This is a genomic window from Bradyrhizobium sp. ISRA464 (assembly GCF_029910095.1).
In the GTDB taxonomy this organism is placed as follows: domain Bacteria; phylum Pseudomonadota; class Alphaproteobacteria; order Rhizobiales; family Xanthobacteraceae; genus Bradyrhizobium.
The window spans coordinates 1,322,731-1,346,557 of record NZ_CP094526.1; the positions used below are offsets into that span (position 1 = coordinate 1,322,731).

Annotated in this window: 24 protein-coding genes and 2 tRNA genes; 16 read left to right on the forward strand and 10 right to left on the reverse strand. The window is 63.9% G+C overall.

Going from position 1 to position 23,827, the window contains the following annotated elements; genetic code table 11:
- Nucleotides 1–81: 81 nt before the first annotated feature.
- From hemA to MTX19_RS06165, 5 genes are all read right to left on the reverse strand, one after another.
- Nucleotides 82–1,311: a 5-aminolevulinate synthase gene (hemA, locus tag MTX19_RS06145; protein WP_280982857.1), complete on the reverse strand. Its 1,230-nt coding sequence runs from the start codon at nucleotides 1,309–1,311 to the stop codon at nucleotides 82–84.
- A gap of 186 nt (nucleotides 1,312–1,497) precedes the next feature.
- Nucleotides 1,498–2,559 carry an MBL fold metallo-hydrolase gene (locus MTX19_RS06150; protein ID WP_280982858.1) on the reverse strand — a complete coding sequence of 354 codons (1,062 nt, stop codon included), beginning with the start codon at nucleotides 2,557–2,559 and terminating at the stop codon, nucleotides 1,498–1,500.
- 288 nt (nucleotides 2,560–2,847) lie between these two features.
- Nucleotides 2,848–4,992, reverse strand: coding sequence for a methyl-accepting chemotaxis protein (locus MTX19_RS06155; RefSeq protein ID WP_280982859.1), 2,145 nt, complete (start codon nucleotides 4,990–4,992; stop codon nucleotides 2,848–2,850).
- A gap of 222 nt (nucleotides 4,993–5,214) precedes the next feature.
- Nucleotides 5,215–5,955 (reverse strand): outer membrane beta-barrel protein, encoded by a 741-nt coding sequence (locus MTX19_RS06160; protein WP_280982860.1) that lies wholly within the window; start codon nucleotides 5,953–5,955, stop codon nucleotides 5,215–5,217.
- 234 nt (nucleotides 5,956–6,189) lie between these two features.
- Entirely contained in the window at nucleotides 6,190–6,510 is a 321-nt protein-coding gene (locus MTX19_RS06165) for a hypothetical protein (RefSeq protein ID WP_280973964.1), read from the reverse strand.
- Nucleotides 6,511–6,778: 268 nt separating this feature from the next.
- Between MTX19_RS06165 and MTX19_RS06170 the strand changes: the two genes are divergently transcribed.
- The 6 genes from MTX19_RS06170 to MTX19_RS06195 are packed head-to-tail and all read left to right on the forward strand — an operon-like array spanning nucleotide 6,779 to nucleotide 10,664.
- Nucleotides 6,779–7,147: a DUF2282 domain-containing protein gene (locus MTX19_RS06170; protein WP_280973963.1), complete on the forward strand. Its 369-nt coding sequence runs from the start codon at nucleotides 6,779–6,781 to the stop codon at nucleotides 7,145–7,147.
- Between the two features lie 58 nt (nucleotides 7,148–7,205).
- On the forward strand, nucleotides 7,206–8,093 hold the full coding sequence (locus MTX19_RS06175) for a DUF692 domain-containing protein (protein ID WP_280982861.1): 888 nt from the start codon (nucleotides 7,206–7,208) through the stop codon (nucleotides 8,091–8,093).
- Nucleotides 8,077–8,859, forward strand: coding sequence for a DNA-binding domain-containing protein (locus MTX19_RS06180; protein ID WP_280982862.1), 783 nt, complete (start codon nucleotides 8,077–8,079; stop codon nucleotides 8,857–8,859). The genes MTX19_RS06175 and MTX19_RS06180 overlap by 17 nt, the downstream gene beginning before the upstream one ends.
- 2 nt (nucleotides 8,860–8,861) lie before the next feature.
- Nucleotides 8,862–9,377 carry a DoxX family protein gene (locus tag MTX19_RS06185; RefSeq protein WP_280982863.1) on the forward strand — a complete coding sequence of 172 codons (516 nt, stop codon included), beginning with the start codon at nucleotides 8,862–8,864 and terminating at the stop codon, nucleotides 9,375–9,377.
- Entirely contained in the window at nucleotides 9,367–9,996 is a 630-nt protein-coding gene (locus MTX19_RS06190) for a sigma-70 family RNA polymerase sigma factor (protein ID WP_280982864.1), read from the forward strand. Before MTX19_RS06185 ends, MTX19_RS06190 begins: the two co-directional genes overlap by 11 nt.
- Nucleotides 9,993–10,664 carry a DUF1109 domain-containing protein gene (locus tag MTX19_RS06195; protein ID WP_280982865.1) on the forward strand — a complete coding sequence of 224 codons (672 nt, stop codon included), beginning with the start codon at nucleotides 9,993–9,995 and terminating at the stop codon, nucleotides 10,662–10,664. Before MTX19_RS06190 ends, MTX19_RS06195 begins: the two co-directional genes overlap by 4 nt.
- 96 nt (nucleotides 10,665–10,760) lie before the next feature.
- Here MTX19_RS06195 and MTX19_RS06200 read toward each other — a convergent pair whose 3' ends face one another.
- Nucleotides 10,761–11,951, reverse strand: coding sequence for an HNH endonuclease signature motif containing protein (locus MTX19_RS06200; RefSeq protein ID WP_280982866.1), 1,191 nt, complete (start codon nucleotides 11,949–11,951; stop codon nucleotides 10,761–10,763).
- Nucleotides 11,952–12,113: 162 nt separating this feature from the next.
- On the opposite strand from MTX19_RS06200, the gene MTX19_RS06205 reads away from it, so the two are divergent.
- Complete coding sequence (locus MTX19_RS06205; RefSeq protein WP_280982867.1) at nucleotides 12,114–13,103, forward strand: hypothetical protein; 990 nt, start codon at nucleotides 12,114–12,116, stop codon at nucleotides 13,101–13,103.
- A 38-nt stretch (nucleotides 13,104–13,141) separates the two neighbouring features.
- Here the strand turns inward: MTX19_RS06205 and MTX19_RS06210 are convergent, their stop codons facing one another.
- Both MTX19_RS06210 and MTX19_RS06215 read right to left on the reverse strand, forming a co-directional pair.
- On the reverse strand, nucleotides 13,142–13,402 hold the full coding sequence (locus MTX19_RS06210; protein WP_280985886.1) for a hypothetical protein: 261 nt from the start codon (nucleotides 13,400–13,402) through the stop codon (nucleotides 13,142–13,144).
- Nucleotides 13,403–13,740: 338 nt separating this feature from the next.
- Nucleotides 13,741–13,815: transfer RNA gene (locus MTX19_RS06215), tRNA-Thr, on the reverse strand.
- Nucleotides 13,816–14,083: 268 nt separating this feature from the next.
- On the opposite strand from MTX19_RS06215, the gene MTX19_RS06220 reads away from it, so the two are divergent.
- From MTX19_RS06220 to MTX19_RS06265, 9 genes are all read left to right on the forward strand, one after another.
- The gene (locus MTX19_RS06220; RefSeq protein ID WP_280979847.1) at nucleotides 14,084–15,148 is read left to right on the forward strand and encodes an IS630 family transposase; all 1,065 of its coding nucleotides are present in this window, start codon (nucleotides 14,084–14,086) and stop codon (nucleotides 15,146–15,148) included.
- 326 nt (nucleotides 15,149–15,474) lie between these two features.
- Nucleotides 15,475–17,172: an FAD-dependent oxidoreductase gene (locus MTX19_RS06230; protein ID WP_280982870.1), complete on the forward strand. Its 1,698-nt coding sequence runs from the start codon at nucleotides 15,475–15,477 to the stop codon at nucleotides 17,170–17,172.
- 156 nt (nucleotides 17,173–17,328) lie between these two features.
- The gene (locus tag MTX19_RS06235; protein ID WP_280978281.1) at nucleotides 17,329–17,751 is read left to right on the forward strand and encodes a DUF2948 family protein; all 423 of its coding nucleotides are present in this window, start codon (nucleotides 17,329–17,331) and stop codon (nucleotides 17,749–17,751) included.
- A 135-nt stretch (nucleotides 17,752–17,886) separates the two neighbouring features.
- Complete coding sequence (hisD, locus tag MTX19_RS06240) at nucleotides 17,887–19,182, forward strand: histidinol dehydrogenase (protein ID WP_280982871.1); 1,296 nt, start codon at nucleotides 17,887–17,889, stop codon at nucleotides 19,180–19,182.
- A complete protein-coding gene (locus MTX19_RS06245) occupies nucleotides 19,179–19,682 on the forward strand; it encodes a UPF0262 family protein (RefSeq protein WP_280982872.1) in 504 nt (167 codons plus the stop codon). The genes hisD and MTX19_RS06245 overlap by 4 nt, the downstream gene beginning before the upstream one ends.
- A gap of 54 nt (nucleotides 19,683–19,736) precedes the next feature.
- Nucleotides 19,737–20,201 carry a low molecular weight phosphatase family protein gene (locus tag MTX19_RS06250; protein ID WP_280973952.1) on the forward strand — a complete coding sequence of 155 codons (465 nt, stop codon included), beginning with the start codon at nucleotides 19,737–19,739 and terminating at the stop codon, nucleotides 20,199–20,201.
- 371 nt (nucleotides 20,202–20,572) lie between these two features.
- Nucleotides 20,573–21,202 carry a Maf-like protein gene (locus MTX19_RS06255; protein ID WP_280982873.1) on the forward strand — a complete coding sequence of 210 codons (630 nt, stop codon included), beginning with the start codon at nucleotides 20,573–20,575 and terminating at the stop codon, nucleotides 21,200–21,202.
- A 120-nt stretch (nucleotides 21,203–21,322) separates the two neighbouring features.
- Nucleotides 21,323–21,505 (forward strand): DNA gyrase inhibitor YacG, encoded by a 183-nt coding sequence (gene yacG, locus MTX19_RS06260; protein ID WP_280982874.1) that lies wholly within the window; start codon nucleotides 21,323–21,325, stop codon nucleotides 21,503–21,505.
- Between the two features lie 142 nt (nucleotides 21,506–21,647).
- A tRNA-Phe gene (locus MTX19_RS06265) sits at nucleotides 21,648–21,723 on the forward strand.
- Between the two features lie 111 nt (nucleotides 21,724–21,834).
- Here MTX19_RS06265 and MTX19_RS06270 read toward each other — a convergent pair.
- Nucleotides 21,835–22,782 carry an MBL fold metallo-hydrolase gene (locus MTX19_RS06270; protein WP_280982875.1) on the reverse strand — a complete coding sequence of 316 codons (948 nt, stop codon included), beginning with the start codon at nucleotides 22,780–22,782 and terminating at the stop codon, nucleotides 21,835–21,837.
- A 288-nt stretch (nucleotides 22,783–23,070) separates the two neighbouring features.
- Nucleotides 23,071–23,817, reverse strand: coding sequence for an SDR family oxidoreductase (locus MTX19_RS06275; protein WP_280982876.1), 747 nt, complete (start codon nucleotides 23,815–23,817; stop codon nucleotides 23,071–23,073).
- Nucleotides 23,818–23,827: the final 10 nt, after the last annotated feature.

Sequence of the window (23,827 nt, forward strand, 5' to 3'; positions counted from 1 at the left end):
GCCGCGTGCGGGATTATAGACGCAATGGGCCGGCCGCGCACTGCGCGACCGGCCCGATTTCGGGATCAGGACAGGATAGGGTTACTCGGCCGCCAGCGCCTTCTTGCCGAGGGGCAGGCCGAGCCGTTCCCAGACCTGCAGCAGCGCGTCCGCCAGTGCGTCGATCAGGCCGTCGTCATGATAAGGCGAGGGCGTAATGCGCAGCCGTTCGGTGCCCTTGGCGACCGTCGGATAGTTGATCGGCTGGATGTAGATGCCGTGGTCCTCGAGCAGCAGGTCGGAGGCGCGCTTGCACTTCTCGGGATCGCCGACGAACAGCGGCACGATGTGGGTGTCGCTCGACATCACCGGCAGGCCGGCGGCGGTCAGGATCGCCTTGGTGCGGGCGGCGCGGTCCTGGTGGCGCTCGCGCTCCCAGTTCGAGGTCTTGAGATGGCGGATCGCGGCGGTCGCGGCCGAGCAGATCGCCGGCGGCAGCGCGGTGGTGAAGATGAAGCCGGGCGCGTAGGAGCGCACCGCGTCGATGATCTCGGCCTTGCCGGCGATGTAGCCGCCGAGACAGCCGAAGGCCTTTGCCAGCGTGCCCTCGAGGATATCGATCCGGTGCATCACGCCGTCGCGTTCGGCAATGCCGCCGCCGCGCGGACCGTACATGCCGACGGCGTGAACCTCGTCGACATAGGTCATGGCGCCGTATTTCTCGGCGAGGTCGCAAATCCTGGCGAGCGGCGCGACGTCGCCGTCCATCGAATAAAGGCTCTCGCAGGCGATCAGCTTCGGCTGGTCGGGGCCCGCGGCGATCAGCAGTTCTTCGAGATGCGCGACGTCGTTGTGGCGGAAGATCTGGCGTTCGCAGCCGGCCTGGCGAACGCCCTCGATCATCGAGTTGTGGTTCAGCGCATCCGACAGGATCAGGCAGTTCGGGATCAGCTTTGCGATCGTCGAGATGCCGGTCTGGTTCGAGACATAGCCCGAGGTGAACAGCAGCGCGGCTTCCTTGCCGTGGAGATCGGCGAGCTCAGCCTCGAGCTGCACCAGCGGATGGTGGGTACCGGCGATGTTGCGGGTGCCGCCGGCGCCGGTGCCGACCCGGGTTGCGGTCTCGACCATGGCGCCGACCACTTTCGGGTGCTGGCCCATGCCGAGATAGTCGTTGGAGCACCAGATCACGACATCGCGCTGGCCCTTGGGCGAATGCCATGTCGCGTGCGGGAAGCGGCCCGCGATCCGCTCGAGGTCGGCGAAGACGCGGTAGCGCCGCTCGTCATGCAGGCGGTTGAGGGCGGCGTTGAAGAACTGGCTGTAGTCCATCGGCGAACCTGGAACCTGACCGGAGTTGCTCCTTCTTCTTAGAGCTTTTCCAGCTCCAATGTCCATGCGCTCGCCCACATTTGGCCACGCGGGCGCATTGGGCAAATTGCCTAGCGAGCCGGTCAGGCTTGATTTCGATCAAATCGGCGCGATGAGGGGGCCAATTTGCCCGCATCGCGGGCGCGCTCAGGTGGTGCGGAAGCGCAGCACCCCGTCGGCCGCCTCGGCCGTCAGCCGTCCTTCGACCAGCATGTAATTGACGTGGGCGATCAATTCGCCGGCGGCAAAGCCCATCTGGTGAGCGTCCAGCACGTGCTTGTGGAACACCACCGGCACCAGCTCCTTGGAGGTCTGCGGCACCTCGCGGCAGGCGTCCGCGATCAGCCGGCAGCGCTCCTCATGGTGATCGGCGAGCTGCTTGATCCGGGTCTTCAACCCGTAGAACGGCACGCCATGGCCGGGCAGCACCATCACGTCGTAGGGCAGCGTCGTGGTGAGGCTCGCCAGCGAGGCCAGATATTCGCCGAGCGAATTCTGCTCGGGCTCGACCGCCCAGACGCTGACATTGGGCGAGATCTTGCTCAGCACCTGGTCGGCGGAGAGGAACAGCTTGTCCGCCGCGCAATACAGCATCACCTGGTCGAGCGCGTGTCCGCCGCCGGTGATCACCTTGAAGCGCCGCGCGCCGATCACGACCTCGTCGCCATGGGTGAGGCGGTGATAGGACGGCGGCAGCACCGACACCCGCTTGAGATAGTCCTGGCCGCGGCCGAGCAGCTTTTCGGTCAGGTCCTCGTCCATGCCGTGGCGGCGGAAGAACAGCCGCTGTGCGTTGCGCCGTTCCTCGGTGCCGCGGTTCTGGTGATAGACCGACTGCAGATACTCGACCTGCGACATGAACAGCGGGCAGTTGAAGCGCTCGGTGATCCAGCCGGCGAGACCGACATGATCGGGGTGCGAATGCGTCACGATCAGCCGGGTGACCTTGACGTGCTTGAGCGGTCCCTCGAACAGCGTGGTCCAGGCCGCGATCGATTCCTCGTTGCCGAAGCCGGAGTCCACCATGGTCCAGCCGTCGCCGTCGGCGAGCAGGTAGATGTTCACATGGTTGAGGCGGAACGGCAGCTTCAGCCGCGCCCAGAGCACGCCGGGCGCCACCTCCACGACCTGATCATGGCCGGGATGGTTCTCCCAAGGGTATCGCAATGCCTCTGCCGAGGAGTGGATGCTGTCGATCTTCGAATGCATGCTACCGGCTTAGCGGGACACGGCCGGCCGCGCCAGCCGAAAAATCAGGATGGCGATCCGGGGGAATCGGATGGCAGGAGCCGAAATTCCGTAGCCCGGATGGAGCGAAGCGCAATCCGGGATCTGTCGATCCCCAAGAGCGGCCCCGGATTACGCTTTCGCTCCATCCGGGCTACGGCGCGTCGCCGATATCGCCGGTCATTCCGGGGCGCCTCGAAGAGGCGAACCATCTCGAGGTTCCGGGTCTGGTCCTTCGGACCATCCCGGAACGACGGATCGGCGCTGCTCTTACGCCGCGCGGATATTCGACAGGAAGCTGTCGATCTCCGAGCGCAGCACGTCGGCCTCGCGGCGCAGTGCGTCGGAGGCGTTCAGCACTTCGCCGGCGGCGGCGCCGGCTTCCGAGGAGGCGTTGCTGACGCCGACGATGTTGCTCGAAACCTCGCTGGTGCCGCCGGCGGCGTGCTGGATGTTGCGGGCGATCTCGCGGGTCGCCGCGCCCTGTTCTTCGACCGCGGCGGCGATCGCGGTGGTGACGTCGTTGATCTCGCCGATCGTGCTCGAGATGTTGCGGATCGCCGAGACCGCCGTGGTCGTCACCTCCTGCATGCTGACGATCTGCTGGCGGATCTCCTCGGTCGCCTTCGCGGTCTGGCTGGCGAGGTTCTTCACCTCGGAGGCGACCACGGCGAAGCCGCGGCCGGCTTCCCCGGCGCGCGCGGCCTCGATGGTGGCGTTGAGCGCCAGCAGGTTGGTTTGCGACGCGATGGTCTGGATCAAATCGACCACGACGCTGATGCGCGCGGCGTTGTCGGCCAGCCCCTGCATCGTGCTGTCTGTGGCGCGGGCTTCTTCCACCGCCTTGCGGGCGATCTCCGCGGAGGTGACGACCTGGCGGCCGATTTCCGAGATCGACGACGACAGCTCCTCGGTGCCGGCCGAGACCGTCTGCACGTTGACCGAGGTTTCCTCTGCTGCCGAAGCAACCGCGCTCACCAGCGCGCTGGACTGGTCGGCGGTCGCCGACATGCTCTGCGCGGTCGACTGCATCGAGTTCGCCGCGGACTGCAGGCTGCCGAGCGCGGTGCGGACCATGGATTCGAACTCGGTGATCTGCGTCTCCATACGCGAGGCGCGTTCGGCCTTGGCGATGCGGTCCTTGTTCTGGCTTGCCGAGAGCTCGCGGCCCTCGAGCATGCTCTCGCGGAACACTTGCAGCGCGTCGGCCATCACGGCGATCTCGTCGCGCTGGCGGCTCTGCGGGATCTCGGTGTCGAGGTCGCCGTCGGACAACAGCTGCATCGAGCGCTGCAGGCCGCGGATGCGGCGCAGGATGTTGCGCCCGACATACAGCCAGACGAACAGGAACGAGCCGACCAGCGTCAGCGCGCCGAGGGCGATCATCACCATGGTCGCGAACGAGATCTGCTGCCGCGCCTGGGAGGTCGAGGTGTCAGTGTCCTTCTGAACGGCATCGACCAGCTGCTGGACGCTGATGCCGAGGCCGACATTGAGCTTGCGGGTTTCTTCCAGGATGGTCTGGCCGTAGTCGATCGAGTCGAGCTCCTTCTGGCGGACCTTGAACACGCCGGTCTTGCCTTCGCCGAGCGCCAGCAGCTTCTGCGCGGTGTCCCGCACGGCGACGATCGCCGGATTGTTGGGCAGGTCTTCCAGATTGGACTTGACGCGTTCGCGCCCGGCCTTGAATTCGGTTTCGATCGCATCCAGCGTCTCGCTGGAATTGGCCGAGAGTGCCGCGGTCATGTCGGCCGCCATCAGATTGCCGGCGGCGAGCACGTTGCTGATCTGGCCGACGGTGCGGGCCGCCGCGGTGGCGTCATCCGCGGACACTTCGGCCGACGCGAGGATCGCGTTGAGCCGCGTCTGCGCGTCGAGCATCGCGGGATTGGCGGCCGAGACGAAGGCTGCCTGGGCCTTGCGCAGCGTGTTGTATTGCTTGTCGCGCAGCGCGCCGATGTCGAGCCGCTCGCGTGCCGCCGAGATCAGGCTCTTGGTTGCATCGTCGGTGTTCTTGACGTTGTCCTGGAGCGCGCTGACGACGGATTTGTCGGCGCCGAGCTTGATGATCTCGCCAAGCTTGGCGTTGGTGAGCTGGGCGACTTCCTGCACCTTCTTGGTGCGCTCGGCCAGCGCATCGTCGGTCTGCACGGCGAGCAGGCCGGGTCCCTGGGCGGCGAGCGCGGCGCTCTGCGCAGCGAGTTGCAGGCTGGCGGCAAGCCGCGGTATGTCGCGGCCGCTGAGATTGGTCATCGCGCTGCCGAGCTGGTGCAGCACCACGCCGGCCCCGGCGCTGATGACCAGCGCCATGCCTGCAATGACAGCGAATGCCGCGAACAGGCTGCCCCTGACGCCCATCTGCGGAAGGCGGATACGCTTGAGATTGAGTTTGCCGAGCTTGAACCGAAACGCCATTGCCCCCGTGTCCCCCGTGGTCACTGCCCTTGGATGTTCCTCGCGCGGCAGTATCGTTGTGGCCGGTTAACAAAATCGGGCAAATTGCGGCGCGCTGCGCGATTTTTGGGCGTCGGAGGCCCGCTGCCGCTTTCTTCCGCGTACCGGAATCGATGCACGTATTCGAACGCAAAAAGGCCGGCGTGAGCCGGCCTTTTCCACGCCTGGTTGTGATGCGTGTTCTCAGTAGCGGGCGACCGCCGGGCCGCCGAGGTTGAAGCGGTAGTTGAGGCCGGCCTTCACCGTGTGCTCGTCATTATGGAAACTGCCGAACGGCACCAATGATGCCGGGCTGGTGAACCGGCTGTCGCCGAAGTCGTAATACTGGTACTCGACCTTCGCCGACCAGTTCGGGGCGAACATGTATTCGGCGCCGGCGCCGATGGTCCAGCCGTTGCTGTGATTGTCGCTGAGCGCGAAGGCGACCGGCACGCCGCCGAACGTCACGGACTCGTTGTTGTCGGAATAGGCGTAACCGCCCTTCACGTAGATCAGGCCCGGGCCCCAGGTGTAGCCGACGCGGCCGGTGACCGACGCGATTCCGCGCTGGTTGTTGTTGTAGACGAGGCCGTTCGGAAAGATCGCGTTGAGCTGGTGGTTGCCGACCCAGGAATACTGGCCTTCGAGGCCGACCACCCAGTTCGGCGACAGCTGCCAGTCGTAGCCGGCCTGCACGCCGCCCATGAAGCGGGCGCTGGAGTCGGTGAGCGCTAGCCCGTTGAAGGTGTTGTTGCTCGAGAACACGCCGCCGAGATGGCCGCCGATATAGAAGCCGGTCCAGTTGTAGAGCGGTGCGGCGTAAACGGGCGCCGGCGGCGCCTTCTGATAATAGGAGCGGGCGCCGAGGTCGGCGGCCTGGGCGGTCGCGCCCAGGGCGGCGACGGTGGCTGCGAGGGCGACGGTTGCGAGCAGGAACTTCTTCATTGGGGGTCAGTCTCCGGACAAGTCATGGGGAGACGCCGCTTGTCGGCGCCATCCTTAGGCCGCGCAGTTAGATCCAATTTGAATAAAATGCTGCCACCCGATGACGACAGCGGCCGCTAACCCAACCCGTTGGCACGGAAACGCTTTCTTGTGCCTAACGGACGCTTAACGAGGGCTGAAGGGAGGCTTAACGCGAGGCTCGCGTGAAGGCTTTCTTAACCAGGTAAGCTTTGCTTAACCAAGCCGGCGGCGCACGTCGTCGCGCATCTGTTCGCGAAATGCGAGCCGGCGCGCCGGGCGATCCTTCTCGGCGACGTCGTGGCGATTGAACACGTCGAACTTCTCGAGGATCGGATAGCGCTCGCTCGCCATCGCCAGCACGCGCAGCAGCTCGGCGGCCTGCGGGCTCGGGCCAGAGACCTCCCATCGGCGGATCGTGTCGGCGCCGCCGACGTCCGGCAATCCGCACAGCTTCGCCATGTCGGCCGCCGTGAGCTTCCGCCCGATCGCCTCGCCGAGATCTTCGCGCAATTTCTTGAGTTCAGGACCGGTCAATTGGGTTCCGCTCCGGAGCAGTGAAGTGTGAAGTGAGTCACGTGAGCTACGATGCTGTCAACGATTCGATCCAGCATTATCTCCCTCCAGTTGGTCACGGGTGCACACGCAACGTCGCGCCAATACGGGGGCTGCTTGTGGCGCCGCCGAAAATCCTCCTTGCCAGGTAACCTTTCTGCCCTTCGGCCGAACTTTCCTTAGGCGGCCGCCTCGGCGCGCCGCAAGCAACCTTGCACAGGCTCGCAAAGCAAGCCCCGGAGGAACACATATGTCCAATCGCATGCTATCGGCACTTGTTACCGGCGCCTTCGTCACGGCCATCGCATCGCTCACCGTCACCCCGGCCACCGCAGAGATGAAAGGTGGCATGGAAAAGATGGGGAAGGGCGACATGGAAAAAATGATGAAGGAAAATCAGGCCAAGACCATGAAGGCGCTGAAAGGCGGCAAGATGGAGAAATGCTACGGCGTGGCGCTGAAGGGGCAGAACGACTGCTATGCGGGGCCGGGTACGACCTGCGCCGGCACCAGCACGGTGAACTATCAGGGCAACGCGTTCAAGCTTGAGCCGAAGGGCACCTGCACGACGGTCCAGACGCCGAGCGGACCGGGAAGCCTGACCCCGAAGAAGGCTTGAGAGTTTGGCTTGGGCGGACGATGGCGTCGTCCGCTCCCTCTCCGATTGGAGGTCTGCCGTGCCACTTCCATCGTCAAGCACCCATGACCGCATCCCGGCGCGTGGCGGCGTCGGGCTGAAGGCAGAGCATTACCGCACGATCGTCGAGCAGCGGCCCGACATTGGATTCTTCGAGGTCCATGCGGAAAACTACATGGGCGCGGGCGGCCCGCCGCACCGCTATTTGTCGGCTATTCGCGAGCGATATCCGCTCTCGCTGCACGGCGTCGGGCTTTCGATCGGCGCCGATCGGCCGCTTGATCAAATGCATATCGAGCGTGTCAAGCAACTGGTCAGGCGCTACGCGCCGGGACTGTTCTCCGAACACCTGGCCTGGTCATCGCATGACAGCGCATTTCTCAACGATCTGCTGCCACTCCCTTACACCGGCGAAGCACTCGCCCGCGTCGTCGAGCACATCGAGCAGGTCCAGAATGCTCTTGGCCGGCAGATGCTTCTGGAGAATCCATCAACATATCTCACCTTCGCCGACAGCACCTACTCGGAGATCGACTTCATCGCGGAGGTGGTGCGGCGCACCGGGTGCGGCCTGCTGCTCGACGTCAATAACGTCTACGTCGCCTCGACCAATCAGCAGTGGGATCGGTTCGCCTATATCGACGCTTATCCGCTCGCTCATGTCCAGGAAATCCATCTCGCCGGCCACACGAGCGATGCCGATGACAAGGGCCGCCCCCTTCTGATCGATACTCATAATCGCCCGGTCGACGACACGGTCTGGGATCTCTACGCCCATGCTGCTGCGCGTATGGGGCCGATTCCCACGCTGATCGAGTGGGATGCGGACGTACCGCCCTGGCCCGTGCTAAAAGACGAAGCCGATCGCGCCGAGGCGATCATGGTTGCAGCCCAAGCAAAGGCCGTCTGTCATGCGACCGCTCGCTGAACGACAAGGCGACTTCGCGGCGGCTCTGCTAAATCCTGCGCTGCCGATTCCCCATGGTCTGGTCGGTCCGGATGGCGAGCCGAGCCCGAAGCGCTTTGCTGTCTATCGAAACAATGTCGTGGCCAGCCTGATCGAGGCGCTCAAGGATGGGTTCCCGGCCGTGCGCCGACTGGTCGGCGACGAATTCTTTTGCGCGATGGCGCGGGCCTATGCCGCAGCCGAGCCGCCGCGCTCGCCGATCCTGCTCGAGTATGGCGCCGGCTTTGCGGATTTCATCCGGGCCTTCGAGCCGGCCGCCGCGCTGCCCTATCTGGCCGATGTTGCACGCATTGAGCGCGCCTGGGCGGAGGCCTATCATGGACCCGAGGCTTCGCCGCTTGCCCCCGAGGTGTTCACAACAATAGCGCCCGACCAGCTTCCGGCGATCCGGCTTGCGCTGCATCCTTCGCTGCGCCTCGTCCGCTCGCAATTCCCGGCTCTGACGATCTGGCGGATGAATGTAGGCGAAGGCATTCCGGCTCCGGTCGATCTAGCGGCCGGCGGCGAGGATGTGCTGATTGTTCGACCGCTCGCCAATGTTGAGGTTCGGTCAATTCCGCGCGGCAGCTTCGAATTCATTCAGGCGTTGGCTGACGGGGAACCGGTTCTCCCGGCGCTGCAAGCAGCCCTGATCGCCGATCCTCGTTTTGACCTAGCCGCCAACCTGACTGATCTGATGTGTGCAGGCGCCCTGGTTGGCTACGGCCTCGCTCCGGATCGGAGGTGAACATGACCGGGGCGGCCATCATCGCAAATTTCGACAGTGCAATACGAGCGATCGCGGGATGGCTCGCCCGCGTCGCCCTGGTCATCGCGCCTCCGGTGCTGCGCGTCGCGCTTGCCGTGCCCTTCTTCAAATCCGGGCTCACCAAATGGGTTGGCTTCCTGTCCCTTTCGCCAGCCGCGGAGTATCTCTTCGAGGACGAATTCAAGCTACATATCTTCGGTCAAGCCTACGACTTTCCTGTGCCGACCGTGTTCGCCTATGTCGACAGTATTGCTGAGATCGTGCTCCCCGTTCTGCTCGTGCTGGGGCTTGCGACCCGCTTCTCCGCCCTCGGGCTGCTCGTCATGACCGGTGTCATCCAGCTCGTGGTGCCGGAAGGCTGGGCAAACTTTCACCTGCCCTGGGCAGGGCTCGCGCTCGCCATCATCGCGCTCGGCCCAGGCGCGTTGTCCCTTGACCATTGGCTCGATAGGTTATGGTCTTCCAGGAAGCGGGGAGGCGCGCGTGATGTCGCCTGATCCCCGCGGCAGCGGACCATCGCTTCGGCTCGTCGGGAAAGACGAGGGCGGCCGCCAAACCGCACCGGTCGCGAGAGATGTCGATTGGTCCATCCTGATGGCCCATGCTCAGGTTGGTGACCGAGCCGCCTATCACCGGCTGCTGCAGGAAATCACACCCTATCTGCGCTCGCTTGCGGCACGAAGACACCGGGACTCCAGCGACGTCGAGGATGCCGTCCAGGACGTGCTGCTGACCGTGCATTCGATCCGGCAGACCTACGATCCTGCCCGCCCGTTTGCGCCATGGCTGGTCGCGATCGCCAACCGGCGCTTCATCGACCGGTTGCGCCGCCAGGGCCGCCGGCGCGAGCGGGAGGTCGCCTTGACCGCCGAGCATGAAGCCTTTTGCGAGCCTCAAACGAACTTCGAGGAGAGCCCGGACCGTCAGGAACTCGAGGGGATCGTCGACAATCTTCCCCCTGCGCAGCGACATGCCATCCGGTTGCTCAAGCTCAGGGAGATGTCATTAAAGGAGGCTGCGGTCGTGAGCGGCATGTCCGTCACGTCGCTCAAGGTGAACGTCCACCGCGCCCTGAAGAGCCTCAAGAAGATGCTGGTCGATCGGAGCGAGCCGTGATCAAGACATCCGATCTTATTGCTTCGCTTGCCGCGAACGCTACGCCGGTCCGGCGGTTGCGACCACCTGTGATGCGGGCAGCCTGCTGGCTCCTGCTTGCGGCCGCGGTGTTGATGCTCCTCGCCGTTAATCAGGGCGTCCGCCCCGACCTCGTTCAGAAGCTGCATCAGCCGGCATTTGCTGTGTGCATGGCGGCCTCGGCTTTGACCGGCGTGCTCGGTGCCGTCGCCGCCTTCCTTGTCAGTCTTCCCGATCGATCGCGCCTCTGGCTTCTTCTGCCGCTCCCGGCGCTGGTCCTGTGGCTATCGAATATTGGCTATCAGTGTCTGACAGAGTGGGTCTCGATTGGGCCCGGAGGTATGAGCTTTGGCGAAGCCGCACGATGTTTCGCAACTCTGGTGCTGACCAGCTTGCCTTTGTCGCTCGCCATGCTGGTCATGCTGCGCTACGCGGCGCCGCTCCGCCCGACCGCAGCGACCATGATGGGTAGTCTGGCGGTGGCTGCGATCACGGCGACGGCGCTGTCGCTGTTTCATGTGATCGACGCGAGCGTGATGATCCTAATGTGGAACTTGGGCACGGCAATCTTGTTTGTCGGGCTGTCAGGCGCCTTCGGCCGGAGAATGTTCCGGTGGGTCGCGCCACGAACGCTCTACCCGCGGGATTGACCCAGCGCATCGCCGCAACAGCCGCCGGTGTCGAGGAAAGCCTGGTGCTGCCAGACAGGATTGAACTTTCTCCACCTCTAGAAAATGTAAATTATTTCAAGGGCTTGCATTTTTGTGGGCGGCTTTTTTGTGGTTGATTTGTGAAGCTGAATTTTGTGTGAATAGCGCTTGGCTATCCAGTTCCTCTTCCAATTGAGTGACGTAAATCTCGAGCTGACTGTTCAGTTCAGAACCTTGCGCGCCATGATGAATAAGCCGGTGGCACGTTGGGCACACCGCTCCCACAGAAGCGGGATGATCTGGCCCGCCGTCGGCGACGCGCTTGATGTGGTGAGGTTCCAAATATGGGCTGCCGTTTTTTCTTAGGAACGGTGCAGCTTTCTTACATGCTTCACAAACGCCATTTGCCCGCTTCAGAACGTAAGCTTTTACCTTGATGCTTCGAGCATAATACGTTCGCTGTGACTCGTTTGAAGGAGCCTTCGGCGTGGCCGCTGCCGTTAGGGCCAGCTCGCGCAGTTCTGCTAGCGACTTCTTGTCGAGATCAGGCTCCTCACGATCTTCTGGTGCAGATTGTGCTTCGACTGGGACGAGTTCGAAGACAATTGCCTTTCGCTGCTTTCCTTCACGGTCAGGCGCGTTCACCGTCTCAAAGCCCGCGAACGCGAAACACCCGATATACCGGTAGCTACCCTTAGACCGCGTGGCTTCGAACAAGAGCAGGTCCCGGCCGTCTGCCAAATGGTCCCGGATTGCTCGATTGCCGCGAACGAATGTCATATCGCCGCTTTGGCCCTCGCCGGTGTAGGCGAATATTCCGTCGGGTCGCCAGCCATCGGAGTATCCAAATTGCTCGCCGGATTCCCCGGTGAAAAGGAAAACGAAGGGACAGCCACTGGGCGTCGTGATGCCGCCGCGCTCCTGTCCACCATAAACTTGATGGATATCCCGTTGGCGGTTGTAGAGGTTTCCAATTTCGTAGGGGATTCCGATGGGTTTGGCGTCCGAGGGTTCCGGGACAGCGAAACGGAGCTGGCGGAGCCGCCTGGCGACTGCCTTATCACCGCCGCTGAAGTCGCCCGACGAAAGCGCCTGAAAGCCACCACCTAGCTTGCCATGCGCGGCGCCCGCAATGGCCTTGCTATCGTATCGCTTGCCATTGTGCTCAATAAAATATCCACGTGACTTACCGAAGCCGTATTTCTCGAGGAACGGTTCTCGCCGAAGCTCGTCGAACTCGGCAATCGCATCTAAGACCGCCTGTCTCGTTAAGTCAGCTACCGCCAAAGTCCCGTGCTTTCCGATTCCCAGGTGATCTCGTCGTTCTGAGCTGCAATTCCGCAGCTTGTGATAATGGAAGTTATCAGAGGTATTAGGCTTTGGTAGAGCTTGCCCCGGCCGACCAGCTCCGGTTGATTGCCCCGTAGGGCTAATGGGGTGCAATGGGGAATGCGGGGCTGGGCGGGTTTGATCGTGATCGCTATTGCGGTCGCGAGTTTTTCGGCGCGTGCCGAGATCTCGGAGGATCTCAAATTCTGTGCAAATCTGAAGGCCGGGAAGGAGCGACTTGCGTGCTACGATGCGGCCGCACGGATCGAGCGGACTAAACCGATTGCCAACGTTAGCCCGCCAGCCGGGGTGGTGAAGCCCGCTCCGATCGCGACTCCTCCCCGACGCTCCCAATTTGCAGGGGCCTATGCTGGCGCATCTGGGGGATACGACATCGCAAGTATGGGAACCGGAAACCAGAGCAATTTCGGCCTGACCCCATACGCACCTGGCGGAGCGGTCCAAGGTCCATCGGTCGGCGCGTTTGCGGGCTACAATGTAGTCCAAGGCAATCTATTGGTCGGGGCCGAGTTGCGGGGCCGCTACAGCTTTGCGAAGGCGGAAGATTCGGTAGAACCATCTCCAAGTTCAACGCCGTTGCCCGTCTGGATCGGCTCATGCTGGGGATGCGCGCCTGGTGGAGGCATTTCCACCGACAGGGTAACTTTGTTCTCTGCTCCTCGATACAGCGCAAGTTACCGAAGGCCCTACGCGGCCGATGCTTCGTTTAGAGTTGGCTTCACAGCCAGTGACTGGCTGTTTTACGGACGGGCTGGCGCTGGTATCGAGAAATCAGAATCGATCTATACCGCTGACGATTCCAGGTCGGTCTACTGCTACAAGCCGACCATTATTCAGAGACCGAACTCAAATGGTGGCATCGACTACTTGGCTGCTTCGTGTGCGTCCCAAGGAAATGGACCGACTACCACGTCGACTCTTGTCAACGGCTACGCGCCCGTGGTGTCCATAGGTGCCGGCGTTGAGCGCAATTTCAATAGCTTGTTTGTCAGGGCAGAGGCCGAATTGACAGGACACTCTACCCCAGGAAGCGGGTTCACCTTCTACTACACACCGTCCGTGAGCATGGCGCTGGGCTACCGATTTTAGTTCGTCACTCGGAATGCTGCGCACGACAACAACAACGGTCAACGACCGCTCTTCACCGCTTTCAGTTCGGCGATTACTCGCTCTATCTCTTCTTCGGTGTAGTGCAGACGGCGGTCATGTATGACCGGCACAGGAGGCTTCACGCCGAGATCTCGATAATAGGATTTTGCCCGGCGCGTGTCCGCGAGCCAATTTATGGGATTCACCCGTCCGAGGTGCGGCTCCAATCGGGCCGCTGCCTGAATGAGGGTCAGCAAGTTCGACGTCTCCAGAGGAATTGCCATGATACCAGTAGGCATTGTTACTCCTAGTTTGATCAATGACGGCCGATACCCACACTATAGCGCTCGACTCGAGGTTTGCGCGGCGGGCGATCACTTTCTTGCTTGGCAGGCGAGTGTGATGTCGGAGCGCAACGCGGCGATCGGCCCCCAGAGCGACGCTCAGCTCTACTTTCTTGATAATCGGCCGAAGCCGCGGCGGGACGACGATCCTCGCATGATACCTACCGTCCCGTTGGATCAGGTATCGCACTTTCCCAGCCATGACTTCCTAGTGTTTGTGGCGACGATTTGTGGCACACAAACGGGATTAATGCTGTGATTGCAAGAGGATCTAAGTCTATCAATAGGATAGGTGGTGCTGCCAGACAGGATTGAACTGTCGACCTCTCCATTACCAATGGAGTGCTCTACCACTGAGCTACGGCAGCATGCCCGGGAAATAGAATCGGCCCCAAGGGCCCGTCCAAGCGGGCGGTTCTTGCCACAGGCCTCCCCTTGGCGCAAGCGAAAGAGCGCCCCGGAAACCTGCAAAGGCGACCGAAAATGGCATTTTGTGCCGCGATCCGCTGCAATTCGGTCGATTCCCTGCCGATTTGGTTCCCAATTCCGCTGATCGGGCCACTCTACGCCAACCAAAGCCGAATCGTACCCTAGTACCCACTTTTCTTGGATCGTGAGTCGTGATTCAAGATATGGATGATACCCGAAGCAAGAGAAGTCCACCTTTCGAGGAAAGATCGCAAGGTGCTTGAGGCGTGCTGTCGCTCACCGATGACGTTGCTGCGCGATTTGAAGCGGGCGCGGATAGTTCTGTTGGCGGCGGACGGGCGCAGCACCCGATCGATCGCCAAGGAAGTTGGGGTCCAGCCGCGGATTGTCAGCCTTTGGCGGCATCGTTATGCCGACCAAGGCCTTGAAGGGCTGCAAGACAAGCCGCGCCCGGGCAAGCAGCCGATCTATACGAAGGCCACGGACAAGCGGATTCTGAAGCTGCTGGACCAGCCGCCCCCGCAAGGGTTCGCACGCTGGACCGGGCCCCTGCTGGCCGAGGCGCTGGGCGATGTTGACGTCCAATATGTCTGGCGGTTTCTGCGCAGCCACAAGATCGACCTCGCGGCTCGCAAGTCCTGGTGCGAGAGCAACGACCCGAACTTCACGGCCAAAGCCGCCGATGTTGTCGGCCTCTATGTCGCCCCGCCCGCGAAGGCCATTGTGCTGTGCGTGGACGAGAAGCCCTCGATCCAGGCTTTGGAGCGAGCGCAGGGTTATCTGAAACTGCCCAATGGCCGCGCCTTGACCGGCCAGAGCCACGACTACAAGCGGCATGGCACCACAACATTGTTTGCGGCACTCGAAGTCGCCACCGGGAAGATCATCGCGACGCATTCAAAACGGCGGCGCCGCGTCGAGTTTCTCGGCTTCATGACCAGCGTCACCGCGGCCTTTCCGGGCCGGAAGCTTCACGTCATCCTCGACAATCTCAACATCCACAAGAAGAACGAGGACTGGCTCAAGGCCCATCCCAATGTGCAATTCCATTTCACGCCGACGAGTGCGTCCTGGCTCAATCAGGTCGAGGTGTGGTTTTCGATCCTGCAGGGGCAGTCGCTCAGCGGCACCTCCTTCACAAGCCTCAAGCAGCTTCAGGATCACATCGATGCCTACGTCACCGCATACAACGGCAGAGCCGAGCCCTTCGTCTGGACCAAGAAAAAGGTCCGTCAACGCCGATTCAAAGGCCGCCGTATCACCCAGCTCTGATTCCGGGTACTAGCCGGCCGGGTGGGTGCGCAGCGTCGGGGCATTGTTTACTATTGGTCGTGAAAGGCATTGGCGACGAGCGTTCAGAGGATGACGAGCGATCAGGATAAGGGCGCTGGACAGGCCGGAGCCCGCGCGAAGGAGTCACGACGGGACCGGTTGAAGTTGGCGCTGCGTGAAAATCTGAAACGGCGGAAATCGCAGGCGCGTGGCCGGGATGAGGCCGCTCCTTCCGAAGCGGCCGATGGCTCCCTAGATGACGCGGGCGGAAACGGGCGCGAGCGCTAGCTGGCGCGTGAAGCGGTGCGGGGAAGCGGGTGGCTGAGATGGCTGCGGACGAAACGACGATCGATCGACTGAACGCCACCGCCTACGCCTTTCCACGTCATGAGCAGACCTTCCCGACGCTAATGCCGCACGAGATCGAGCGCATGCGCCGCTTCGGCGAGCCGCGTTCCTACAAGGACGGCGAGGCGCTGTTCGAGACCGGCAAGCCCGGGCCCGGCATGTTCGTGGTGCTGTCGGGCTCGGTCGCGATCACCCAGCGCGACGGCCTCGGCCATGTCACGCCGATCATCGATCAGGGCGAAGGTCAATTCCTTGCCGAGATCGGCCAGCTTTCCGGCCGCGCCGCGCTGGTCGACGGCCATGCCGACGGCGATGTCGAGACCTTGTTGCTTCCCCCGGCCAAATTGCGTGCGCTCCTGGTCGCCGAGGCCGATCTCGGCGAGCGCATCATGCGTGCGCTGATCCTGCGCCGGGTCAGCCTGATCCAGGGTGGCGCCGGCGGGCCGGTGCTGATCGGCTCCGCATCGCTCGGCAACATGGCGCGGCTGCAGAATTTCCTGTCGCGCAACGGCCAGCCGCATCACTTCCTCGATCCCGAGACCGACAAGGACGCCGCCGACCTCGTCGCGCGCTATTCGGCCTCCCGCGCCGACCTGCCGCTGGTGGTCTGTCCCAACGGCGCCGTGCTGCGCAATCCATCGGAGACGGCGCTTGCGATGGCGCTTGGCATGATCGGCAGCCATGCCCATGACAAGCTCTACGATGTCGCCGTGGTCGGCAGCGGCCCGGCGGGGCTTGCCACCGCGGTCTATGCGGCGTCCGAAGGGCTGTCGGTCGCGGTGTTCGATTCGCGGGCCTTCGGCGGCCAGGCCGGCGCCAGCGCGCGCATCGAAAACTATCTGGGATTCCCGACCGGCATCTCCGGCCAGGCGCTCGCCGGGCGCGCCTTCAACCAGGCGCAGAAATTCGGCGCCGAGATGCTGATCCCGGTCTCCGTGAAATCGCTCGACTGCTCGAAGACGTCGGGCGTGTTCGCGCTCGCCACCGAATGCGGGCACACGCTGCGCGCCAAATCGATCGTGATCGCGAGCGGCGCACGCTATCGGCGACCCGCGATCGACAATCTCGATGCCTATGAGGGCCGCGGCGTCTGGTACTGGGCCTCGCCGATCGAGGCGCGGCTCTGTGCCAACCAGGAGGTCGTGCTGGTCGGCGGCGGCAATTCCGCGGGCCAGGCGGCGGTGTTTCTCTCGGGGCATGTCCGCAAGGTCACCATGATGATCCGCGGCGGCGGGCTGGGCGCCAGCATGTCGCGCTATCTGATCGAGCGCATCGAGGCGACGCCGAACATCGACTTGATGTTCAACACCGAGGTGATCGGGCTCGAGGGCGCCGAGACGCTGGAGCGCGTGCGCTGGCGCAGCCGGCTCGCGCCCGACGAGTTCACGCTCGACATCCGCAACCTCTTCCTGTTCGTCGGCGCCGATCCGGCCACCGGCTGGCTCGACGGCTGCGGCGTACAGGTCGATCGCGCCGGCTTCGTGCTGACCGGCGTTCAGAACGGCGAGGGCGCGCGGTCGGTGCCGCAGCTTGAAACCTCCGTGCCTGGCGTGTTCGCGGTCGGCGACGTCCGCTCCGGCTCGATCAAGCGCGTCGGTGGCGCGATCGGCGAGGGCGCACAGGTGGTCGCCGCTCTGCATGGCTATCTCGCCGACGATAGCAGCCCGACGCTGTAGCAAAGCGGATGCAGGCTGCAACGCGTTGAGTGCGACGTCTCGCGCGTGAAGACCCTCGGGAAATCGGGTTCCGCTACGGCGACGTCATCCGGCAGTTTTTTGTCCCGGGCGCCGGTACTTCCCGCGCGGGGAGCCACTATATCTGTCGTCATGTCGCTGACCGCCCCGTTGAAACTGATTGCGCTTGACGCCGATGACCTTGCGGTCATTTCCGCCCATGTGCAGGACGCGCGCGTCCAGGCCTGTGACATCGTCTGGCGGCAGTGCGAGAAGCGCCTCGTGGTCGGCATGAACAGGCTGGACTGGGAGCAGACCCTGTCGGGCGGGGCCTGCTCGCGGCGGCTGCTCGCCGCGCTGCGCTTCGACCGGGTGCTGGCCTGCAAGTCGCGCAACATCGACCTGGCGGCCCCGGAAGCCACCCTGGAACTGCTCGGGATCGAATTCTGTGCCACCGATCCGCCGGGCGGCAGCGCGCTGCTGATGTTCAGCCACGGCGCGGCGCTGCGGCTGGATGTCGAGTGCCTGGAGTGCGAATTGACCGATCTCGGGACCGACGATCTCGGGACTTCGCGCCATTAGAGCCCGGGACGCGGCATTCCGTGCCGATCCGCCGCACCGGGTTCGGAATGAGGAGCCTCGAAGGGTTGACGGCCATAATCCGCCGCGCCATTGAGCAGTGGACGTGATCCCTCGAGTCATCCTTAGAAAGCCGCCATGCCCGTTCGCCTGGACCGACAGAGCGCCGATTTCGACCAGCGATTCCGCGATTTCCTGGCAGCCAAGCGCGAGGTATCGGCCGATGTCGAGCGCGCCACCCGTGCCATCGTCGACGACGTGGTGGCCCGCGGCGATGCCGCGCTGATCGAGGCGACGAAGAAGTTCGACCGGCTCGACATCGACGCATCCGGTCTGCGCGTCACCGCAGCCGAGGTCGATGCCGCGGTAAAGGCCTGCGACCCCAAGACGGTCGAGGCGCTCAAATTCGCCCGCGACCGGATCGAGACCTTCCATCGCCGCCAGATGCCGAAGGACGAGCGTTTCACCGATGCCGCCGGCGTCGAGCTTGGCTGGCGCTGGAGCGCGGTCGACGCGGTCGGGCTCTACGTGCCCGGCGGCACCGCGGCCTATCCGTCCTCGGTGCTGATGAACGCGGTGCCGGCCAAGGTCGCCGGTGTGCCGCGGGTGGTGATGGTGGTGCCGGCGCCGGACGGCAGGCTGAACCCGCTGGTGCTCGCGGCCGCCGATCTCGGCGGCGTCTCCGAGATTTACCGCGTCGGCGGCGCGCAGGCGGTGGCCGCGCTCGCCTATGGCACCGCGACGATTGCGCCGGTCGCCAAGATCGTCGGCCCCGGCAATGCCTATGTCGCCGCGGCCAAGCGCCTGGTGTTCGGCAAGGTCGGCATCGATATGATCGCCGGCCCTTCCGAGGTGCTTGTGATCGCCGACGACACCGGCAATGCCGACTGGATCGCGGCCGACCTTCTGGCGCAGGCCGAGCATGATGTCAGCGCGCAGTCGATCCTGATCACCGACAGTCCGCTGCTCGCCACCGATGTCGAGCGCGCGGTCGAGGCGCAGCTTGCGACGCTGCCGCGCGCCGCGATCGCGCGCGCTTCGTGGAACGACTTCGGCGCGGTGATCCAGGTGGCGAAACTCGAGGACGCGATCGAGCTCGCCAACGCGATCGCGGCCGAGCATCTGGAGATCATGACCGCGGACGCCGAGGGCCTGTCGCAGAAGGTCCGCAATGCCGGCGCGATCTTCTTGGGCGCACACACGCCGGAGGCGATCGGCGACTATGTCGGCGGCTCCAACCATGTGCTGCCGACCGCGCGCTCGGCGCGGTTCTCGTCGGGCCTCGGGGTGCTTGACTTCATGAAGCGAACCTCGATCCTGAAGTGCGGGCCGGATCAGCTCCGCGCGCTCGGGCCCGCCGCGATGACGCTCGGCCAGGCCGAGGGTCTCGATGCCCATTCACGTTCCGTCGGATTGCGCCTCAACCTCTCATGACCAAGCCACCTGCCGACGAGGATTCCAACAATCGCATCGTCGCGGTGACGCTCGACGAGGAATCGATCGGCCGTTCCGGGCCCGACATCGAGCATGAGCGCGCGATCGCGATCTACGACCTGATCGAGCAGAATCTGTTCGCGCCCGAGGGCACCGAGCCCGGCCCTTACACGCTGCACATCGCCATCACTGGCAACCGGCTGATGTTCGACATCCGCAAGGAGGACGGCACGCCCGTGGTGGCGCATCTGCTGTCGCTGACGCCGTTCCGCCGCGTCGTGAAGGATTACTTCATGATCTGCGACAGCTACTACCAGGCGATCCGCACCGCGACGCCGGACAAGATCGAGGCGATCGATATGGGCCGCCGTGGCATCCATGACGAGGGCTCGCGCACGCTGCAGGAGCGGCTCAAGGGCAAGGTGCGCGTCGACTTCGAGACCGCGCGGCGGCTGTTCACGCTGATCACTGTGCTGCACTGGAAGGGTGAGGGCGCGTGATGGGGGACGCCAAGCTTGACGGGGGCGTGCCCCGGTCGAAAAAAGCCTGATCGCATGGAGGCGCCGCGCGCGCGCAATCCGCAGGCCGTGCTGTTCGCATGCGGCCACAACGCCGTACGCTCGCCGATGGCCGAGAGCCTGCTGCAGCACATGTTCCCGCAAGGTCTCTATGTGCGCTCGGCCGGCGTGAAGAAGGGCGAGCTCGACCCGTTCGCGGTCGCCGTGATGGCCGAATACGGCCAGGACATCTCCGGCCACAAGCCCGTCACCTTCGAGGAGCTCGAGGATTGGGAAGGGTTGAACTTCGACCTGATCATCACGCTGTCGCCGGAGGCGCACCACAAGGCGCTCGATCTCACCCGGACGCTCGCCGCCGACGTCGAATATTGGCCGACGCAGGACCCGACCGGCACCAACGGCAACCGCGAGCAGAAGCTCGCCGCCTATCGCGAGGTCTGCGACAGCCTGTTGCTGCGCATCCGCCGCCGCTTTGCGCAAGCGGGGGCGGCAAGCATATAGTGAACTCGACAGTGGCCGCACACTCCGCTTCGCCTCTCCTTGTGGGAGAGGCCGGATTGCATCGCCAGATGCAATCCGGGTGAGGGGTCCCGGTCTTTCAAGGGACGGCGGTCGACGGACAGACCTGAACCCCTCACCCGGAATTCAAGCTGCGCTTGAATTCCGACCTCTCCCACAAGGGAGAGGTGAACAGGCCTGCTTATCCGACCGACGAATTTGGGGCTTGTCGCCAGACTGACAAACAGCTGTGCTTATGGGGCCTTGTCTCCATCGGGGAGCGCGATTCGCGGCCGGTTCCAAGGTTGTGCAAGCATGCCCCATCCGATAGGTTCCGCCCGCGTTCGTCCCCCCGATTCCAGCCCAAAACCCGCATGCTAGGCCGTCCCAAATTCGTTCTTGCTTCCGGTTCGCCGCGGCGGCTGGCGCTGCTCAACCAGGCCGGCATCGAGCCCGATGCGCTGCGCCCGGCCGATGTCGACGAGACCCCGCGGCGGGGCGAGCTGCCGCGCGCCTGCGCCAACCGTCTGGCGCGCGCCAAAGCGGATGCGGCGCTGAAGTCGGTGCATCTTGATGATGATCTGCGCGGCTCGTTCATCATGGCGGCCGACACCGTGGTCGCGGTCGGCCGCCGCATCCTGCCGAAAGCCAATCTGGTCGACGAGGCCGCGCAGTGCCTGCGGCTGCTCTCGGGCCGCAACCACCGCGTCTACACCGCGATCTGCGTGGTGACGCCGAAGGAGGCATTCCGCCAGCGCCTGGTCGAGACGCGCGTCCGCTTCAAGCGGCTTAGCGAGGACGACATCCAGGCCTATATCGGCTCCGGGGAATGGCGCGGAAAGGCCGGCGGCTACGCCGTGCAGGGCATCGCCGGATCTTTCGTGGTCAAGATGGTCGGCTCCTACACCAATGTGGTCGGCCTGCCGCTCTACGAGACCGTGACGCTGCTCGGCGGCGAGGGCTTTCCGATCCGCTACGGCTGGCTTAACTCCGTCGCGGTGTGAGGGCCGACAGGCATAGAGCTTGGCGCCGCATCCGCAGTGCACCTCTCCCCTTGTAAGGAGGAGAGGAGCCTCGCGGCCATCGCGCCCTTGAATCGGCAGTTGGTGTAGGCTGTCTCAGCCATGGATGACCAAGCACGAAAACCCTCGGGCCCGGCGCGGCCTTGCCCGATCTGCGGCAAACCCGCCGAGCAGGCCTTCCGCCCGTTCTGTTCCCCGCGCTGCCGCGACGTCGACCTGAACCGCTGGCTGAGCGGCGCCTATGTCGTCCCCGGCCGCGAGGACGACGAGGAGGACCCGGAATAGCCCCGATTTCCCAACAAGTTGGGGAAACCTTTGGTCCGGGGCAGCGCCCGGCGAAGCCAATGGCGAAGCCGGGTGGACACAGCGCTTCGACCTCTCTATAAACCGCCCGCTCGCTTCGGCCTTTTCGGCTCAAGCCGGGTATGCCCAGGTAGCTCAGTTGGTAGAGCATGCGACTGAAAATCGCAGTGTCGGTGGTTCGATCCCGCCCCTGGGCACCAAATCCACGCTTTTCCACGCTGGAGCACGATCGTGTACGTTTGCGTTCGCTAGGGCGCGAACTCATCAGCGCAACGAGTACGCGCCCCAGTTCGATTTAAGCCAACAACCGGTCAGTAGTCCCAGAAGACCGGTACCCAGCGAAACGCGTCGCCGTCCACCGCGACCCGACCGACAGACGGGAATGGCAGGTGAGTGGCCACCAGCATCTCGCCGGTCTCAGCCAGCTCCCGCAAGAGACGGACCCGAACGCGCGCCGCCTCTTCGGGGTCGTGCTCGAAACCGTTGTGCCAGTCGGGTTGCTCAAAGCCGACCGTAAACACGGCATCGCCTGCGAACGTCAGCGCGTTGCCGCCGGACGCCAGTCGGACCACGCTGTGCCCGGGGGTGTGGCCGCCGGTGCGACGGACGATCACGCCCGGTGCCACCTCGTGCTCCTCATCGAACTGCCGCAGCTGATTGTGGTATTCCTTCGCGAACCGCTTGGCGGCCGACCGAAGCGCCTCCGGAAACCCCGGTGGCATCGCGGTGTGGGAGAAATCGGGCGACTCCCAGAATTTGACCTCGGCGGCCGCCACGTGGATTCGCAGGTCCGGACGCAACTGGTCCTTCACCCCGTCGACGAGCAGTCCGCCAATGTGGTCCATGTGCATGTGAGTCAGCACCACGTCGGTCACGGACGCAAGATCGATCCCGGCGGCGTCCAGTCGCTTGATCAACTGCCCGGCCCGCGGCAGGTGCAAGTCCGGGTCGCCTCCTAATCCTGCGTCGATGAGGATGGTCCGACCGCCGCTGCGCACCAGGACCGCGTTCAGCGCCCAGTCGAAAGCGTCCTGCGGCAGGAACATGTCCTTCAGCCAGGCCGCCCGGATGGCCGGGTCGGCGTTGTGTCCCAACATCTTGGTGGGCAGCGGTAGCACCCCGTCGCTGACCACCAGCACGTCGATCTCGCCGACCTTCAGCGCGTAGCGCGACGGAACCAATTCGTCAGGCTTCGATCTAACGGCAGTATCTAGGCTCATGTTTGTCTCCTGCTGAGTGTTGCGGATCATCTGGTTCATCTTTGAAAACTCCTGCGTTTGATCTGGGCGTTCGATCCTGGGCGGGCCGCGCTTCCCGCGTGGGAAGTGCGGTCAACATTGGTGAGGTGTTCAGAGATCGGTGACACGCTCGGCGCGTCACCGTGATGGTCTATCGAACTTGACTTGCGACTGCCCCAGAGCGGTTGCGGTCCCTACAGGGCGATTGCTGCTAAGCATGCGCCTGCGCAATCGCTCAGGCTTTCGCAGGACAAAGGCTCACTCGGGCAACAATGGTCGGCGTCGCAAAGCGGCCGTACCGTCCTGCAACTAAGACAGTCCCAAGCCACCATCGATAGCGACCACCTGCCCCGTCATCCATTCCGAAGCTGGGCCGGCAAGCCGCACGATCCATTCTGCGACGTCGTCCGGAAGGCCGCGCCGCCCGAGCGGGATGCGCGCGCGCTCCTGCTCCTTGATGGCCGCAGCCTGTTCCAAGGACAGCCCCATCATGCCAGTCAAAGCGCCTGATTCCGTTGGCCCCGCGGCGACGGCGTTCACCCGTATGCCGAGTGGCGCAAGCTCCAGCGCCCAGCAGCGGGTCAAGTGCTCCAACGCCGCCTTGCTGGATGCGTAGTGGGACAGTCCAGCCGCCGGCTTATGACCGAAGGTGCTTGAGACATTGATGATCGTGCCCCGTGTTGCCTGCAGGTAGGGAAGAGCAGCAGCGGCGAGCAGACTTGGGCCGAGCACGTTCACGGAGAAAATGTCCATGATCCGATCGGCTGTCGCATCGGCCAGCGGAAGGATTGCCCCTGCGCCCGCGTTATTGACCAACGCATCCACCTTGCCCCATGTATCGACCGCCTTGGCGATTGTGCGCTTGGCATCTTCGGCAGAGGCTGCATCTGCAACCAGGCCGGCAATGTTCGCATGCCCGGCAATCGTTTCTTCGATGGGGCCGGAACGGCGGCCGGTCACGAGCACCTTATCGCCTTGTCTGGCGAACCGTAGTGCCGCTGCCCGCCCGATGCCAGAGCTGCCACCCGTCACGATGACGACCTTTTCACTTTTCATCTTCGATCTC

Excerpts from the sequence above, each read along its gene's own strand:
- MTX19_RS06220 (WP_280979847.1), top strand. The coding sequence starts at position 14,084 with ATGATACCCGAAGCAAGAGAAGTCCACCTTTCGAGGAAAGATCGCAAG.
- MTX19_RS06250 (WP_280973952.1), top strand. The coding sequence starts at position 19,737 with ATGGAGGCGCCGCGCGCGCGCAATCCGCAGGCCGTGCTGTTCGCATGC.
- MTX19_RS06150 (WP_280982858.1), bottom strand. The coding sequence starts at position 2,559 with ATGCATTCGAAGATCGACAGCATCCACTCCTCGGCAGAGGCATTGCGA.
- MTX19_RS06180 (WP_280982862.1), top strand. The coding sequence starts at position 8,077 with ATGCGACCGCTCGCTGAACGACAAGGCGACTTCGCGGCGGCTCTGCTA.
- MTX19_RS06245 (WP_280982872.1), top strand. The coding sequence starts at position 19,179 with ATGACCAAGCCACCTGCCGACGAGGATTCCAACAATCGCATCGTCGCG.
- MTX19_RS06270 (WP_280982875.1), bottom strand. The coding sequence starts at position 22,782 with ATGAACCAGATGATCCGCAACACTCAGCAGGAGACAAACATGAGCCTA.
- yacG (WP_280982874.1), top strand. The coding sequence starts at position 21,323 with ATGGATGACCAAGCACGAAAACCCTCGGGCCCGGCGCGGCCTTGCCCG.
- MTX19_RS06255 (WP_280982873.1), top strand. The coding sequence starts at position 20,573 with ATGCTAGGCCGTCCCAAATTCGTTCTTGCTTCCGGTTCGCCGCGGCGG.
- MTX19_RS06160 (WP_280982860.1), bottom strand. The coding sequence starts at position 5,955 with ATGAAGAAGTTCCTGCTCGCAACCGTCGCCCTCGCAGCCACCGTCGCC.
- MTX19_RS06190 (WP_280982864.1), top strand. The coding sequence starts at position 9,367 with ATGTCGCCTGATCCCCGCGGCAGCGGACCATCGCTTCGGCTCGTCGGG.
- MTX19_RS06205 (WP_280982867.1), top strand. The coding sequence starts at position 12,114 with ATGCGGGGCTGGGCGGGTTTGATCGTGATCGCTATTGCGGTCGCGAGT.
- hemA (WP_280982857.1), bottom strand. The coding sequence starts at position 1,311 with ATGGACTACAGCCAGTTCTTCAACGCCGCCCTCAACCGCCTGCATGAC.
- MTX19_RS06155 (WP_280982859.1), bottom strand. The coding sequence starts at position 4,992 with ATGGCGTTTCGGTTCAAGCTCGGCAAACTCAATCTCAAGCGTATCCGC.
- MTX19_RS06275 (WP_280982876.1), bottom strand. The coding sequence starts at position 23,817 with ATGAAAAGTGAAAAGGTCGTCATCGTGACGGGTGGCAGCTCTGGCATC.
- hisD (WP_280982871.1), top strand. The coding sequence starts at position 17,887 with ATGCCCGTTCGCCTGGACCGACAGAGCGCCGATTTCGACCAGCGATTC.
- MTX19_RS06170 (WP_280973963.1), top strand. The coding sequence starts at position 6,779 with ATGTCCAATCGCATGCTATCGGCACTTGTTACCGGCGCCTTCGTCACG.
- MTX19_RS06210 (WP_280985886.1), bottom strand. The coding sequence starts at position 13,402 with ATGCCTACTGGTATCATGGCAATTCCTCTGGAGACGTCGAACTTGCTG.
- MTX19_RS06185 (WP_280982863.1), top strand. The coding sequence starts at position 8,862 with ATGACCGGGGCGGCCATCATCGCAAATTTCGACAGTGCAATACGAGCG.
- MTX19_RS06230 (WP_280982870.1), top strand. The coding sequence starts at position 15,475 with ATGGCTGCGGACGAAACGACGATCGATCGACTGAACGCCACCGCCTAC.